General features: G+C 66.4%; 9 protein-coding genes. 4 read left to right on the top strand and 5 right to left on the bottom strand.

The window, feature by feature from the left end; genetic code table 11:
- Nucleotides 1-34: 34 nt before the first annotated feature.
- From ppdK to WV31_RS06150, 4 genes are all read right to left on the bottom strand, one after another.
- Complete coding sequence (ppdK, locus tag WV31_RS06165) at nt 35-2,719, bottom strand: pyruvate, phosphate dikinase (protein WP_085372737.1); 2,685 nt, start codon at nt 2,717-2,719, stop codon at nt 35-37.
- 108 nt (nt 2,720-2,827) lie between these two features.
- Nucleotides 2,828-4,894 (bottom strand): glycine--tRNA ligase subunit beta, encoded by a 2,067-nt coding sequence (glyS, locus tag WV31_RS06160; protein WP_085372736.1) that lies wholly within the window; start codon nt 4,892-4,894, stop codon nt 2,828-2,830.
- 3 nt (nt 4,895-4,897) lie between these two features.
- Nucleotides 4,898-5,782 carry a glycine--tRNA ligase subunit alpha gene (locus WV31_RS06155; RefSeq protein WP_085372735.1) on the bottom strand — a complete coding sequence of 295 codons (885 nt, stop codon included), beginning with the start codon at nt 5,780-5,782 and terminating at the stop codon, nt 4,898-4,900.
- Between the two features lie 150 nt (nt 5,783-5,932).
- Entirely contained in the window at nt 5,933-7,897 is a 1,965-nt protein-coding gene (locus tag WV31_RS06150) for a methyl-accepting chemotaxis protein (protein WP_085372734.1), read from the bottom strand.
- A gap of 210 nt (nt 7,898-8,107) precedes the next feature.
- Here WV31_RS06150 and WV31_RS06145 point away from each other — a divergent pair, with 210 nt between their 5' ends.
- Nucleotides 8,108-8,905, top strand: coding sequence for a crotonase/enoyl-CoA hydratase family protein (locus WV31_RS06145; protein WP_335645125.1), 798 nt, complete (start codon nt 8,108-8,110; stop codon nt 8,903-8,905).
- 131 nt (nt 8,906-9,036) lie between these two features.
- Here the strand turns inward: WV31_RS06145 and gcvA are convergent, their stop codons facing one another.
- Nucleotides 9,037-9,930, bottom strand: coding sequence for a transcriptional regulator GcvA (gcvA, locus tag WV31_RS06140; RefSeq protein ID WP_085375496.1), 894 nt, complete (start codon nt 9,928-9,930; stop codon nt 9,037-9,039).
- 180 nt (nt 9,931-10,110) lie between these two features.
- Here gcvA and WV31_RS06135 point away from each other — a divergent pair, with 180 nt between their 5' ends.
- The 3 genes from WV31_RS06135 (at nt 10,111) to WV31_RS06125 (ending at nt 13,276) form a co-directional block, all read left to right on the top strand.
- A complete protein-coding gene (locus WV31_RS06135; protein WP_085372733.1) occupies nt 10,111-10,533 on the top strand; it encodes a bacteriohemerythrin in 423 nt (140 codons plus the stop codon).
- 80 nt (nt 10,534-10,613) lie between these two features.
- The gene (locus tag WV31_RS06130) at nt 10,614-11,309 is read left to right on the top strand and encodes a glutathione binding-like protein (protein WP_085372732.1); all 696 of its coding nucleotides are present in this window, start codon (nt 10,614-10,616) and stop codon (nt 11,307-11,309) included.
- 278 nt (nt 11,310-11,587) lie between these two features.
- Entirely contained in the window at nt 11,588-13,276 is a 1,689-nt protein-coding gene (locus tag WV31_RS06125; protein WP_168185861.1) for a methyl-accepting chemotaxis protein, read from the top strand.
- Nucleotides 13,277-13,290: the final 14 nt, after the last annotated feature.

The raw sequence follows: 13,290 nt of genomic DNA, 5'->3' as shown, positions 1-13,290 counted from the left end.
AAAAAGGGCCCCGAAAGGCCCTTTTCCTTTATCGTCAGGCCGTCCCCGAGGAGGACGAGCCGCCCAGCGCCGCCTGGGCCGCCGCCAGCCGCGCGATCGGCACGCGGTAGGGCGAGCACGACACGTAGTCCAGACCGGCCCCCTGGCAGAAGTGGATGGAGGCCGGGTCGCCGCCATGCTCGCCGCAGATGCCGAGCTTGAGGCCCGAGCGGGTGGCGCGGCCGCGCTCGGCGGCGATTCGGATCAGCTCGCCGACGCCGGCCTGGTCCAGGCTGGCGAAGGGGTCGTGCTCGTAGATGCCCTTGGCGCGGTAGACCTCGAGGAACGGGCCGGAATCGTCGCGGCTCATGCCGAAGGTGGTCTGGGTCAGGTCGTTGGTGCCGAACGAGAAGAACTCGCCGGTCTGGGCGATCTCGCCGGCCAGCAGGGCGGCGCGCGGCAGTTCGATCATGGTGCCGACCATGTACTTCACCGAGTATTTCTGCTCGGCGAACACCGCCTCGGCTTCCTTGTCGATGCTGGCCTTCATCAGGTCCAGCTCCTTCTTGGCGCCCACCAGGGGGATCATGATCTCGGGCGTCACGGTGCGCCCGGTCTCGCGCGACACATGCACCGCCGCCTCGAAGATGGCGCGGGCCTGCATCTCGTAGATTTCCGGGTAGGTGATGCCCAGACGGCAACCGCGATGGCCCAGCATGGGGTTGCTCTCGTGCAGGGCGGCGTTGCGGGCCGTGACCACCGACGGCTCGACGCCCGCTTCCTTGGCCACCTCGGCGATCTCGTCGTCGGTGTGGGGCAGGAATTCGTGCAGCGGCGGATCGAGCAGGCGGATGGTCACCGGCAGGCCCTGCATGATCTCGAACAGATCGATGAAGTCCTGGCGCTGGAAGGGCAGCAGCTTGGCCAGGGCGGCGCGGCGGCCCTTCTCGGTCTCGGCCAGGATGGTCTCGCGCATGGCGATGATGCGCTTGGGATCGAAGAACATATGCTCGGTGCGGCACAGGCCGATGCCCTCGGCCCCGAACTTGCGCGCCGTGGCGGCGTCCAGCGGGGTCTCGGCGTTGGCGCGGACCTTGAGCGTGCGGATGGTGTCCACCCACTCCATCAGGGTGCCGAAGTCGCCGGTGAGTTCCGGCTGGATGGTGGCGACGGCGCCGATGAACACCTCGCCGGTGGAGCCGTCCAGCGTGATGGTCTCGCCTTCCTTCACCACCTTGCCGGCCACCTTGAGGGTCTTGGCGGCGTAATCGACGCGGATCTCGCCGGCGCCCGCCACGCAAGGCGTGCCCATGCCGCGCGCCACCACGGCGGCGTGGCTGGTCATGCCGCCCCGGGTGGTGAGGATGCCCTCGGACACATGCATGCCGCCGATATCCTCAGGCGACGTCTCGATGCGCACCAGGATCACCCGCTCCTTGCGGTTCTTGACCCAGTCCTCGGCGTCCTCGGCCGAGAACACCACCTTGCCCGAAGCGGCGCCCGGCGAGGCCGGCAGGCCGCGGCCCAGCAGGGTGCGCGGCGCCTTGGGGTCGAGGGTGGGGTGCAAAAGCTGGTCGAGCGAGGCGGGATCGATGCGCTTGATGGCCTCCTTGCGGGTGATCAGGCCTTCACGCGCCATGTCCACGGCGATCTTCAGCGCCGCCTTGGTGGTGCGCTTGCCGGTGCGGGTCTGGAGCATCCACAGGCGGTTCTGCTGAACCGTGAACTCCATGTCCTGCATGTCCTTGTAGTGCGCCTCCAGCTTGTGGCGGATGGCGTTCAGCTCCTTGAACACCTCGGGCATGCACTCTTCCATGGCGGCCAGGTCCGAGGACTGGGCGTTCTTGCCGGCGATGGTCAGCTGCTGCGGCGTGCGGATACCGGCCACCACGTCCTCGCCCTGGGCGTTGACCAGGAACTCGCCGTAGAACTCGTTCTCGCCGGTGGAGGGATTGCGGGTGAAGCACACGCCGGTGGAGCAGTCATTGCCCATGTTGCCGAACACCATGGACTGCACGTTGACGGCGGTGCCCCACTCGGCGGGGATGTCGTGCAGGCGGCGGTAGGTGATGGCGCGCTGGTTCATCCACGAGCCGAACACGGCGCCGACGGCGCCCCACAGCTGCTCGTGCACGTCCTGGGGGAAGGGCTTGCCCAGTTGTTCCTGGACCTTGTCCTTGTACTTGGCCACCACCTTCTTCAGGTCGGCGGCGTCCAGCTCGGTATCGAGGCTGACGCCCTTGTCTTCCTTCACCTCGTCGAGGATTTCCTCGAAATTGTGATGGTCGACGCCCAGCACCACGTTGGAATACATCTGGATGAAGCGGCGGTAGCTGTCATAGGCGAAACGGGCATCGCCCGAGCGCTTGGCCAGGCCTTCCACCGACTTGTCGTTGAGGCCGAGGTTGAGGATGGTGTCCATCATGCCCGGCATGGAGGCGCGCGCGCCCGAGCGCACCGAGACCAGCAGCGGGTCGGCGGTGGAACCGAACTTCAGCCCGATATCCTCTTCCACCTGGGCCAGGGCGGCCATCACCTCGTCCTTGAGGCTGGCGGGGTAGGTTTCGCCATTGGCGTAGTAATAGGTACAGACCTCGGTCGAGATGGTGAAACCGGGGGGGACGGGAATGCCGAGATTGCTCATCTCCGCCAGATTGGCGCCCTTGCCGCCCAGCAGGTTCTTCATGTCGGCGCGTCCTTCGGACTTGCCTGCGCCGAAGCTGTAGACCCATTTCGTCATGGCCGTTCTCGTCCCCGATCCAGAAAAAGGAAAACCCGCGCCACCGAGGGCAGCGCGGGCTTCATCATGCTACGTCCCAGAGGGATTGAAAATAGGGAGTACTGCTTTCTACCCCTCTACCTTGGAGAAGTCGGCAAGGTGGCCCATGGTCGAGCCGATCTGCGCCAGCAGCTTGAGGCGGTTGATGCGAAGCGGCGCCTCGTCGGCGTTGACGGTGACCTTGTCGAAGAAGGCGTCCACGGGACGGCGCAGCCGGGACAGGGCGGCCATGGCGGCGGCAAAGTCCTCGGCGGCCAGGGCCTTCTCCACCGCCGGCCCCACATCGGCCAGGGCGGCGGCCAGGGCCTTTTCCTCGTCCTGGCGCAGCAGGGCTTGATCGGCCGCGCCGCTGAACTGGGTCCCGTCCTTCTTCTCCTCGATGCGCACGATGTTGGCGGCGCGGCGATAGGCGATCAGCAGGTTGGCGCCGTCGTCGGAGGCCAGGAAGGCGCCCAGGGCGTCCACCCGCTTTAAGAGGCGGACCAGATCATCCTCGCCGCCCAGGGAGAAGATGGCGGTGATCAGGTCGTGACGCACCCCCTTCTCCTTCAGCGCCACCGCCAGACGGTCGGCGAAGAAGTTCATCAGCTCGGTGGCCACCTCGCCGGGCGCCATCTCCAGCCTGGCCTTGTAGTGGCCCGACGCCAGAAAGATGGCCTGGGTGAGCGGCAGGCGCAGGCCGTTCTCTACCACCAGACGGATGATGCCCAGCGCGGCGCGGCGCAACGCGAAGGGGTCCTTGGACCCGGTCGGCTTCTCGTTGATGCCGAAGAAGCCCACCAGGGAATCGATCTTGTCGGCCAGGGCCACGGCCACCGACACCGGCGCGGTGGGGCAGGAATCACCCGGCCCCTGGGGCGAGTAATGGGCGGCGATGGCGTCGGCCACCTCTGCCTTCTCGCCGTCGTTGAGCGCGTAATAACGGCCCATCAGGCCCTGCAGCTCGGGGAATTCGCCCACCAGCTCGGACGACAGGTCGGCCTTGGCCAGCAGCGCGGCGCGCTCGGCCGCCGCCTTGTCGGCGCCGATCATGCCGGCGATGTTGGCCGACAGCTGGGCGATGCGCTCGGCCTTGTCGGCCACGGTGCCCAGGCTGGCATAGAAGGTGCGCTCCGCCAGCTTGGGCAGGCGCGAATCCAGCCGATGCCGGCGGTCGGTGTCCCAGAAGAACTTGGCGTCGGACAGACGGGCACGCAGCACGCGCTGATTGCCCGCCACCACCGCGCTTCCGCCGTCACTGGTCTCCATGTTGGAGATGACGATGAAGCGGGGCGCCAGCGAGCCGTCGGCCTTCAACAGCGAGAAGTACTTCTGGTGGGCGCGCATGGAGGTGATCAGCACCTCGGCCGGCACGTCCATGAACTTGTCGTCGATGGAGCCCACCAGCGGCACCGGCCATTCCACCAGCCCCGTGACCTCGGCCAGCAGGCCGTCATCGGCCTTGAGCTGCAGGCCCTCGGCCGCCGCCAGGGCTTCGGCACCCGAAAGGATGGCGTGGCGGCGCTCCACCGGGTCGAGCATCACCTTGGCGTGGCGCAGCTTGGCGAGGTAATCGGCGAAATCCTTGACCCGGAAGGGCTCGGGGGCCAGGAAGCGATGGCCGGCGGTCATGTCGCCCGCCGCGTGGGGGCCGAACGTCACCGGCACGACCTGACCGCCGAACAGGGCCAGGATGGACTGGATGGGGCGCACCCAGCGGATGGAATTGGCGCCCCAGCGCTGGCTCTTGGGCCAGGGGAAGGCGGCCATGGCGCCCTCGACCACGTCCTTGAGGACCTCGGCCGTGGGGCGGCCCTTGCGGTTGATCACGGCGAAATAGAACACGCCCTTGCCGGTGTCGCGCTGTTCCAGTTGCTCGACGCTCATGCCGGTGGACTTGAGGAAGCCCTCCATGGCCTGGGCGGGCGAGCCGACGCGGGGGCCGCGCTTTTCCTCCGAGACGTCGGGACCGGCGGCGGGCAGGCCCTCGATCACCAGAACCAGACGGCGCGGCGTGACATAGGAGCGCACCGCCTCGAAGGCGATGCCGTTTTTGCCCAGGCCGTCCACCACCATGGTGCGCAGGTCGTCGGCGGCGCGCGCCTGCATGCGGGCGGGGATTTCCTCGGAAAAGATCTCGAGCAGGAATTCAGCCATGGCTTAAGCCTCCTTCCCGCTGGTTCGGGACGCCAGCCAGCCCTCGCAGCAGGCCTTGGCCAGGGCGCGGACGCGGCCGATATAGGCCTGGCGCTCGGTGACGGAAATCACGCCGCGCGCGTCCAGCAGATTGAAGCGGTGGCTGGCCTTGATGCACTGGTCGTAGGCGGGCAGCGCCACGCCCTTGGCCAGCAGGTTCTGGCACTCCTTCTCGGCGTCGAGGAAGTGGGCGAGCAGCATGTCGGTGTCGGCGTGCTCGAAATTATGGGCGGAGTATTCCTTCTCCGCCTGCAGGAAGACGTCGCCATAGGTGACGCCGTCGCCGTTGAAGTCCAGGTCGTAGACGTTCTCGACCCCCTGGATGTACATGGCGAGGCGCTCCAGGCCGTAAGTCAGCTCCACGGCGACGGGGTCGCACTCGATGCCGCCCACCTGCTGGAAATAGGTGAACTGGGTCACCTCCATGCCGTCGCACCACACCTCCCAGCCCAGGCCCCAGGCGCCCAGCGTCGGGCTTTCCCAGTCGTCCTCGACGAAGCGGATGTCGTGGGCCAGCGGATCGATGCCCAGACGGCGCAGGCTTTCCAGGTACAGTTCCTGGGAATTGGGCGGCGAGGGCTTCAGCAGCACCTGGTACTGGTAGTAATGCTGCAGGCGGTTGGGATTCTCGCCGTAGCGGCCGTCCTTGGGCCGGCGCGACGGCTGGACATAGGCGCACTTCCAGGGCTCCGGCCCCAGGGCGCGCAGCGTGGTGGCCGGATGGAAGGTCCCGGCGCCCACCTCCATGTCGTAGGGCTGGAGGATGACGCAGCCCTGCTCGGCCCAGAAGGCCTGCAGCGTGAGGATCAGGCTTTGGAAGCTCGGCTTCTTGGTCCCGACAATGCCCATGGAAAACCGCCGTTCAAGTAGGGTTCACGAAATTGCCGCAACCCTAGCCGCGCCGCCATTGAGGGTCAAGGTGGTAGGGGCCGGAAATGGCGGCGGACCGGGGGCGGGACGTTCGCCCCCGGCTCGGTCGGAAAAAGGCCCCCACCAGGGTCAGGCGGCCGCCCGTTCCCGCCAGATGCTCAGCCGGGCGACCAACCGCGACTGCGTCGCCTCGTCGAGGGCGAACTGCACATGGGTCTTGCCGTCCATGATCACGACGATCCGGGCGCGAACCGGCTCGCCGTCGATGACCAGATTGACGGATGCCCCCGAAGGCAGGCCCAGGTCGGTTTCCAGGCAGGCGCCCCCGGCCGAGATGTCCACCGTCCGGCAAGGCCGTCCTTCCGCCTGTGCCGGCAGGTCCATGGCGAAGCGCTCGAACCGGCGGCGATTGCCGCTCTGGCGCAGGGCCAGCAGGAAATCGGTGACGTCGCCGGTCAGCTCATTGGTCCGGGCGGTCAGCTCATTGGCCGTGTCGAACAGTTGCTTGGCCGAGCGTTCGGTGGTGCCCGCCCCGTCGCTGACCTCGGAAATGGTTTGGGTGACACCGCGGGTCCCCACCGAGGCTTCATGAACGTTGCGGGCGATCTCGGCGGTGGCGGCCGCCTGCTCCTCGACGGCGGAGGCGATGGCGGTGGCGGTTTGCCGTACGGCGAAGATGGTCTCGCCGATGGCGCGCACCGCTTCGGCGGTGGACCGCCCCACAGCCTGAACCTCCTGGATGTGGACACCGATCTCGTCGGTGGCGCGCGCCGTCTGGGTGGCCAGATGCTTGACCTCGTTGGCGACGACGGCAAACCCCTTTCCCGCCTCGCCCGCCCTGGCCGCCTCGATGGTGGCGTTGAGCGCCAGCAGGTTGGTCTGCGACGCGATGTCGTTGATGATGCCCGCGATGTCGCCGATGCGCGCGGTAGCGGCCGAAAGCCCCTGAACGATCTCGTCGATGCGGGTCACGTCGGCGGCGGCCCGTTCGGCCACCTCGGTGGAGCGCGCCACCTGGGCGGCGATTTCGCCCTGGGACGCCGCCATCTCCTCGGCGGCGGCGGCCACGGCCTCCACATTGGCCGAAGCCTGGTCGGCGGCGGCGGCCACGCAAGAGGCGTTGCGGCTGGTGCCGTCGGCCACATGGGTCAGGGATTGCGCCGCGCCCCGCAACTGGGTGGTGGACGCCGATACCGAGTGCAGCACCCCTTCGACGCTGCGGTTGAAATCCGAGGTCAGGCGCTCGATGGCCTCCTGGCGGCGGTTGCGGGCGTCCTGCTCCATCCGGGCCTCGGCCTCCAGACGGCGGGCTTCCTGGGCGTTGCGCTTGAAGACCGCCATGGCTTCGGCCATCTCGCCGATCTCGTCGCGGGGGCCGCCCTGATGGACCTCCACGTCGAGGTCGCCCTCGGCCAGGCGCAGCATCACTGAAGCCTGGCGGCGGACCCGGTTGCCGATGCGCACCCCGATCAGGATGGAAACGGCGGCCACCACGATGATGATGACCAGGGCGATCAGCCCCTCCCGCACCATGGCCTGACGGGTTACCGCCTCCACATCGTCCACATAGACCCCGGTCCCGATCCCCCAGCCCCAAGGCGCATAGGGAATGATCTGGGCCAGCTTGGGCGAATCATAGGAATCGGCGCCGGGGCGGCGCCCCACGTAATCCACGAGCCCGCCACCGGCGCGCCCCGCCTCGACGAAGGCGCGGTAGATGAACTTGCCGGCGGAATCCTTCACCTCCAGCATGCTCTTTCCCACTTCCTTGGCGCGGAAGGGATGCATCAGCAGGTTGCCGTCAAGATCGTTGACCCAGAGATAATTGTCGCCGTCGAAGCGCAGCATCCCGATGGCCTGAAGCGCGGCGGCCTTGGCTTCGGCTTCGCTCATCTCTCCCTTTTTCGCCTTGGCATGAAAGGCCTCGGCCAGCTTGACGGCGCCCTCCACCACCGAGTGGATCTGAACCCGCCTCACCTCCAGCTGCGCCTCCCGCACCGACAGCACGGTCACCACGGCGACGAACAGAAGCCCCAGAGCAGCCACCGCCGGAATAGCCAGCAACCGCACGCGCAAGGATACCGCCATAGCCATCACATACCCCCACTCAACACCCTATTCCTTAGTATTAGCGGTAACCACCTAGATGGGTAAAGCCAACAATGCGCAAGCCAGCCTTGCCCGCAACGCGCAGCCAACACAATACAAGAAAAACTCCAACAAGCTCATGCACGGGTGAAATTGTTTCGCTTGCCGCATGCGATGGACGAAGACAAAAATTCAACATAATCTATTGCACAGGAGATGATCATGGCCGAGAGCGTCATTTGCGATGTGCGAAACAACATCGCGACAATTATATTGAACAGGCCGGAAAAGCTAAATGCCATCAGCTATGACCTTGTCGATACATTGATGGCCCTGCTCGATGCCCTGGAGGCCGACGAGATGGTGGCCGCCGTGATCATCACCGGGGCCGGCGAACGGGCTTTCTCGGCCGGAGCCGACATTCACGAGTTTTCACGGGGCGTCGAGGCGGGCGGCGAGAAGGCCATGCGCGATTTCGTCCGCCGGGGCCAGGCCATGACCGCCCGGCTGGAGGCCTTCGGCAAGCCGATCATCGCCGCGGTCAACGGCATCGCCTATGGCGGCGGCTGCGAGATCACCGAGGCGGTCCACCTGGCCGTCGCCAGCGAGCGCGCCATGTTCGCCAAGCCCGAGATCAGGCTGGGCATGCCCCCCACCTTCGGCGGCACCCAGCGCCTGCCCCGCCTGGCCGGGCGCAAGCGGGCGCTGGAACTGCTGCTGACCGGCGACCCCTTCAAGCCGGCCCGCGCCCTGGAACTGGGACTGATCAACGCCGTGGTGCCCCACGACACCCTGATGGAGGCCGCCCGCCATCTGGCCGGGCGCATCATCCGCCACTCGCCGCTGGCGACGCGGGCGGTGATCAACGCGGTGACGCGGGGCATCAACCTGCCCATCGCCGAGGGGCTGGCGGTGGAAGGCGAGCAGTTCGCCCGCATGATCCCCACCTTCGACCTGCGCGAGGGCCTGGACGCCTGGATCGGCCACCGGACGCCGGTCTACAGGGGAGCGTGATTCCCAATCCCGATGAGCCTGCCTCATTGGGATTGGGTTAGGCCCAAGGGGCCGCGCGCCTTGTGGCGCGGGAGCCAAGCCGCCACCGGCGGTGCCCGGCGCCTGAGGGCGATCCCGATGATCGGCTCCGATCATCGGGATATGACATGAGCCGCCAGTTCCTCGCGCAGCCAATTGCGGAAGGCCACCACCTCGGGCCGGGCGAGCGAGTCCCGGCCCGCCACCAGCCAGTATCCGGTGCGACAGCGGCGCGGCGGCCCCAGCACGGGAACCAGCCGCCCGCTGTCCAGGTCGGGCGCGGCCAGGGGCAGGCGGCCGAGCGCGATTCCCACCCCCTGGGATGCCGCCTCCCAGGCCATGTGCAAGGTGTCGAGCTTGAGGCCGCGCTCCAGGTCCAGCCCCTCCACTCCGGCCAGACCGGCCCAGGCGGCCCAGTCCTCGGAGATGCTGCTCACCTGCAGCAGCGTTTCGCCCCTGAGGTCGTCGGGCGTGCGGATCCTGGCGGCCATCCCGGGGGCGCAGACCGGCACCAGATCCTCCATGGTCAGGCACAGGCTGTAGAGGTCCTGCCAGCCCCCCTGCCCCATGCGGATGGCCACGTCGATACCGTCGCGGGGAAACTCCACCTGCCGCCGGGCGGTGTCCAGGCTCACCTCGATATCGGGGTGACGCTCGTGAAAACGGGGCAGGCCCGGAATCAGCCAGCGCAGCCCGAAACTGGGCGCCACGCTCACCGACAGCCGGCCGGTGGGCTTGCGCCCCGGCACCGATTCGGTGGCGCCGGCCAATTGCTGCAGCACGTCGCGGATACGGGGCAGATAGGCCCGCCCGGCGGAGGTCAGCGCCAAAGAGCGGTGCCCGCGGGCGAACAGCTGCACGCCCAGCCAGTCCTCCAGCGAGGCGATGCCGTGGCTGACCGCGCTGGGGGTGAGGTTCAGTTCCTCGGCGGCCAGCTTGAAGCTGAGGTGCCGGCCGGCGGCCTCGAACAGGCGAAGGGAATTCAGCGGAGGAAGTCGGTAGGCCATGGACATTCGCCCCAATATGGGTCCCGCACCAAGTGTCCGGGCCGACGCCGGCCTTTGCAAACGATTTGCCGCCACTTGCGGGTGAATGCAATTCATCCATAAGTCCGGCCCAAGCTTCGCCCGTTGAGCCCGGCGGCCGGACGGGTTACCCTAACGAGGTAGCCAAAAGGGGAAACAACCATGGCCATTGCTTGGGATGAAACGTTAAAGGTCGGCGACATCGAGATCGACGCCGATCACAAGGAACTCATCGGACTGATCAACGACTTTGAAGCCAAGGCCAAGGCCCCGGACGGCGTCGACAAGCACGCCATCCAGGTGACGCTCGAACGCCTTCAGCTCTACGCCTACGACCACTTCGCCCGCGAGGAATACATCCAGGCGGTGGCCAAGTATGACGGGCTGGAAGAGAACAAGCGCCAGCACGCCGCGCTCCGCAAGACGCTGGGCGACTACATCGCCAAGTTCAACGCCGGGCAATACGCCGACCTGGGGGTCGCCGCCGGCGAAATGTCGGCCTTCCTGAATCACTGGCTGATGAACCACATCCTGGAAACCGACCTCAAGATGAAGGGCAAGATGAAGGTCGAGCAGTGGCGCTAGGATAAGGTCATACCAACGGCAGGGCTTCCGCCCTGCCGCGACCGGCTTACCTTTCTGGGACACCGAACGGGAGCGCCGGCATGATCGACCTTTATTACTGGACCACGCCCAACGGGCACAAGATCACCATCTTCCTGGAAGAGACCGGCCTGGCCTACCGCATCAAGCCGGTCAACATCTCCAAGGGCGAGCAGTTCCAGCCCGACTTCCTGCGCATCTCGCCCAACAACCGCATGCCGGCCATCGTCGACCACGAACCGGCCGATGGCGGCGCGCCCCTCAGCGTCTTCGAATCCGGGGCCATCCTGGTCTATCTCGCCGAGAAGTGCGGCCGTTTCCTGCCCGCCGACCCGCGCGGCCGCGCCCAGACGCTGCAATGGCTGTTCTGGCAGATGGGAGGCCTCGGCCCCATGCTCGGCCAGAACCACCACTTCGTCCAATACGCCCCGGAAAAGATCCCCTACGCCATCGACCGCTACGTCAAGGAGACCAACCGGCTCTACGGCGTGCTGAACCGCCGCCTGGCCGATAGCGAATTCATGGCGGGCGAGTACTCCATCGCCGACATGGCCTCCTATCCCTGGATCGTGCCGTGGGAGCGCCAGGGACAGAACCTGGACGACTTCCCCCATCTCAAGCGCTGGTTCAACGCCATCGCCGCCCGCCCGGCGGTGATCCGCGCCTATGCCCGGGCCGACGAAATCAACACCCAGCGCGCGGTCACCGACGAAGCCAGAAAAGTGCTGTTCGGACAAACCGCCGCGACTCTGCCATGACCGGCAAAGACAGCCACAGATTAATGATACATTTTCAGCGCACCTTACAGCCACCACCCCGACGGCATAGTGGATTAAGCTAATATTACAGGCATCAAATACCAAAGGGTAAGACAGAGGAGCATCTCATAGGCTAGTTTGAAACTTGTTTTCCATTTTGTCACAAGCCGACACATCTCGAATTCGTCTGCACCTCATCACCGCGAATGTTTGACATCCGTCATGCATTTCGTTTTATATGCGGTGCAGCAAAATCGGATTTGAACTCGAGGATGGTGATGGCTTGGCTTGATGACAGGCGGATCGGAACAAAGATCGGATTGATCGTGGCGGCGGCCTTCGTCGGCATGTGCCTGATCTTCCTTGGCGCCCTTCAGGTGTTGGACGGCGAGGTGCTGGGCGGGCGCAAGGCCAAGGTCAAGGACCTGGTCGACAGCGCCGCCGGCATCGTCTCCTTCTACGAGGCAGAGGCCAAGGCCGGCCGCCTGCCCGAGGCCGAGGCCAAGGCGGCGGCCAGGCGCGACATCGCCGCCCTGCGCTACGGCGACAACGACTACTTCTGGATCCATGATCTGACCGGGCGCATGGTCATGCATCCCATCAAGCCGGAACTGGACGGCAAGGATGTCAGCGACCTCAAGGATGCCACCGGTCATCCGCTGTTCGTGCGCATGAACGAACTGGTCAAGGCCAAGGGCGCCGATTTCCATTACTACGACTGGCCCAAGCCGGGCTCGCCTAAGCCGGTGCGCAAGGTCTCCTACGTCAAGTTGAACTCCGGCTGGGGCTGGGTGGTGGGCACCGGCATCTACCTGGACGACGTGGATGCCGCCTTCTGGTCCACCGCATTCTATTTCGGCGGCGGCGTCGTGGCCCTCACCCTTCTGGTCCTGGCCCTGTCCATGCTGGTGGCGGGCCGCATCACCAAGCCGCTGGTCAACCTCTCCCTGGTCATGGACGGGCTGTCCAAGAAGGATTTTCACATGGAGGTTCCCGCCCAGTCCCGCAAGGACGAGGTGGGCGTCATGGCCCGCACCGTGGAGATCTTCAAGGAAGGCCTGATCCGCGCCGAGCAGCTGGCGGCCGAGCAGCGCGAGGCCGAGTGGACCAAGGACAGGCGCGCCCGCGTGGTCGACAACCTTCTGCGGGAATTCAACGACGAGGTCACCGAAGCCCTGCAGGCCATGGCCGCCACCGCCGGCCAGCTGGAATCCACCTCGCGGGTGCTGTCGGAAGCCGCCCAGGGCGCCTCGACCCAGGCGACCGCCGTGGCTTCGGCCATCGAGGAAACCGCCGTCAACATGCGCACGGCGGCCAATTCGGCGGAGCAACTGGCCATTTCCGGCGAGGATATCAGCCAGCGCGTAGGCGTCTCGGTCACCATCGCCGGCGACGCCTCCATCGAGGCCGAGCGAACCACCGCGCTGATCAACAGCCTGGCCCAGGCGGTGGACAAGATCGGCGCCGTGGTGGCGCTGATCAACGACATCGCCGCCCAGACCAATCTGCTGGCCTTGAACGCCACCATCGAGGCGGCACGCGCCGGCGACGCCGGCAAGGGCTTCGCCGTGGTCGCCAACGAGGTCAAGACCCTGGCCAACCAGACGGCACGCGCCACCGACGAGATCGCCACCCAGATTTCCACGGTTCAGAAGGTCACCGGTGACGCCGTCGCCGCCATCGCCTCCATCTCGGCGGTGATCGAGCGGATCAGGGACGCGTCGTCGGGCATCGCCGGCGCCGTCCACCAGCAGGACGAAGCCACCGGCGAGATCGCCGAGAACGTTCAGCAAGTTGCCCAGGCGACAAGCGAAGTCAGTTCGAATATCCTGGGGGTCAATCAGGCCGCCGAGCAGACCGAGCGGATCGCCGACGACGTGCTTGGCACGGCCAAGGATGTCGCGGGGCGCGCCAACACTCTTCGCGAACGGGTGGACACCTTCCTCACCAGCATCCGGGCATCCTAGCAATCGAGAGAATT

Origin of the sequence: Magnetospirillum sp. ME-1, from assembly GCF_002105535.1 — a bacterium.
Taxonomy (GTDB): Bacteria; Pseudomonadota; Alphaproteobacteria; order Rhodospirillales; family Magnetospirillaceae; genus Phaeospirillum.
The sequence above is the reverse complement of the archived record's forward strand: the minus strand, read 5'-3'. Positions and strand labels throughout refer to the sequence as shown.